Genomic DNA, 2,157 nt, shown 5'->3' on the forward strand with positions numbered 1-2,157 from the left:
CAGAGCCCTCTTGATTACCTTGAACAGCTGGAGCGGCCAATGGGATGGAAAGACGCTGACCTCAGTCTTTATGAACGGGTGCATGCCGTACAAAGTGTGTTCCCCGAGGAGGTGGAGCCCTATCTGAACGCAAAAGCGGCCCTCGAGACGAACCTGAAGGTGGATCGCGTCGATGAGCCGCTCATGTATATTCATGGTATGGGTCTCGGGTTTCAGCAGTTCGGCATCGCCAATAATCATGACTTCAGTGAAGATCAGCTTGTGGCTTATACAATCGCATTACCGAATCAACCATTGGTCAGTGGTCACTTCGTCCCGGAAAGTGCCGTACATCCTTTACACCATCTTGAAAAAACCAATCGTTTGGAGAGACCGGTCCTGAAATCGCTTGAAAATCACTGGCATGACGTGTTGTTAGATGAAGAACAAAAGTCCCTTTCAAGAATTTCATTATTTAACATCGAAAGACTCTGGTGACATTCGTGGGTATGATGATTTTAAAATTCATACCCTTTTCAATTTCAGAGCGCTGCCATTGCTTTTACCTCATACATTTTGTGTAAGCATATGAGCAGCTGTTTCACGCATATCTTGTAGGTCAGATATCTCTGCGAATTCAGCTACAGTTATTGCGCTGGTTGTTAACAACTCAATTATATGCTCATCCATTCTTGACCATGTTCTTCCGCCTGCATTGTCGTAAGCATCGAGTAACTTTGTCAAACCATCCTTACCAAACAGTAATAGATGTGATAGAAAATCCACAGATGTGTCCGCAATACTAATTTCTGTCCAATCTATCAAACCAGAGACCTCAAAATTCTTATTTATTAGTATGTGGCCAGGGTGTAAATCCCCGTGGCTTACACCTACATGCGATGGCCATAGCGAATCATTCGCCAACCATTCTTGCCAACGCTCCCATAGCTCTGAATTCACATGATACTTCTGTCTCACCTTCTCCATCCGTATCTTCATTGAACTGTTTAAATCTCTAGCATATAGAGTTTTGATACCGATTTCTTTGAAGTGTCGATGTGGTAATGTGTGTAGTTCTGCCAACACTTTACCTAATGACTGATAGTAAGATTGTGGTGTATTCTCTTTGTCAAAACTCCAGATGTAATCTTGTTGCTCTACATCAATTGTTGCAACCGGAACACCATCTAATTGCTTATACGCAATTAGTTCATCATCAAAAATTGACCAATTTGGAACTTGAAAACTCACATGTTCTTCCATAATTTCTAGTGCCCCCTTTTCTTTCAAGGCGCTCCTCATCGAATCTAATCTTCGAGGAATTCTTAGTATCCACTTGCTACCAAGCGTATCTTTTGCATAAGCAACTTGAAAATCAACACCCGATTCATTTACCACAATGCTATTCTCTAACACATCTAATCCTTTATTTTTTGCAAGCCGTTTAAATTCGTTCATGATTTGTTCCTCCAATTTTTATGTTGTGCGATAAGCAAGTGAAATGTATGCATTTTTAATACTTTTTCATTTCAATCTTTTCTAATTAGACTTAACTAAATGAAGTCATAAAAAAATCACAGACAAAATGGTGTCTGTGATCAAGAGTAAATGAGCTACAACCAAGAAGCGTCCATTATCAAAAATAAAAGGACACGACAAAAAGAGTTGTAAATCTGCTATGTTTGTAAGTGTGTGGTTTCTTCGTCAAAGATTGATAAAAATGTGCAGACTACTCCCATTTACTCTGTTTTATGAAAACAGAGCCTTTGAACATATTCAATTAGCCATTGTTCAAAGTGTGGTGGCGTAATCTCCCGGCGTGCATCATTCTTAACAATCCTCCTAGTGAATATTATGCTGTTGACTTTATATCAGTTTTTATTCAATGTCAATCGAGCTTTATATTTAGATAAAAATTATTTGCCGATTTGTCTTTATTAAAAAATACTGATTTGTAAGTTTTAAAAATACAATCATGAATAATTGATACTCGTTTTTAATCTTCCCAAAGCTCATCCATCAACTCATCGATATCACTCGATAATCGTTTGCGTTCCTTGGCGTCCACTTCAACTTTCCCATCTTCATAAAACCAAAGCACGTCACCAGGTTGAACCGTGTCTGGAAGTCGTGACTTTGGAATATCCTCCATCACTTCTCCGAATTCGACGACAGCCA

The 2,157-nt window shown here is 39.3% G+C and carries 3 protein-coding genes; 1 reads left to right on the forward strand and 2 read right to left on the reverse strand.

Translation table 11 applies throughout. The annotated features are described in order from the left end of the window. Nucleotides 1-477, forward strand: a 477-nt coding sequence (locus tag KNP95_RS15765) for a hypothetical protein (RefSeq protein WP_214838325.1), incomplete at its 5' end; no start/stop codon positions are given. A 69-nt stretch (nt 478-546) separates the two neighbouring features. Here the strand turns inward: KNP95_RS15765 and mphN are convergent. Together mphN and KNP95_RS15775 are read right to left on the reverse strand one after the other, a co-directional pair. Next, nucleotides 547-1,437, reverse strand: coding sequence for a macrolide 2'-phosphotransferase MphN (gene mphN / locus KNP95_RS15770; protein WP_029596482.1), 891 nt, complete (start codon nt 1,435-1,437; stop codon nt 547-549). A 538-nt stretch (nt 1,438-1,975) separates the two neighbouring features. Beyond that, nucleotides 1,976-2,157: DUF3006 domain-containing protein (locus tag KNP95_RS15775; RefSeq protein ID WP_214838328.1), on the reverse strand; the 182-nt coding region annotated here is incomplete at its 5' end.

The organism is Exiguobacterium sp. s36, from assembly GCF_018618345.1.
In the GTDB taxonomy this organism is placed as follows: domain Bacteria; phylum Bacillota; class Bacilli; order Exiguobacteriales; family Exiguobacteriaceae; genus Exiguobacterium; species Exiguobacterium chiriqhucha.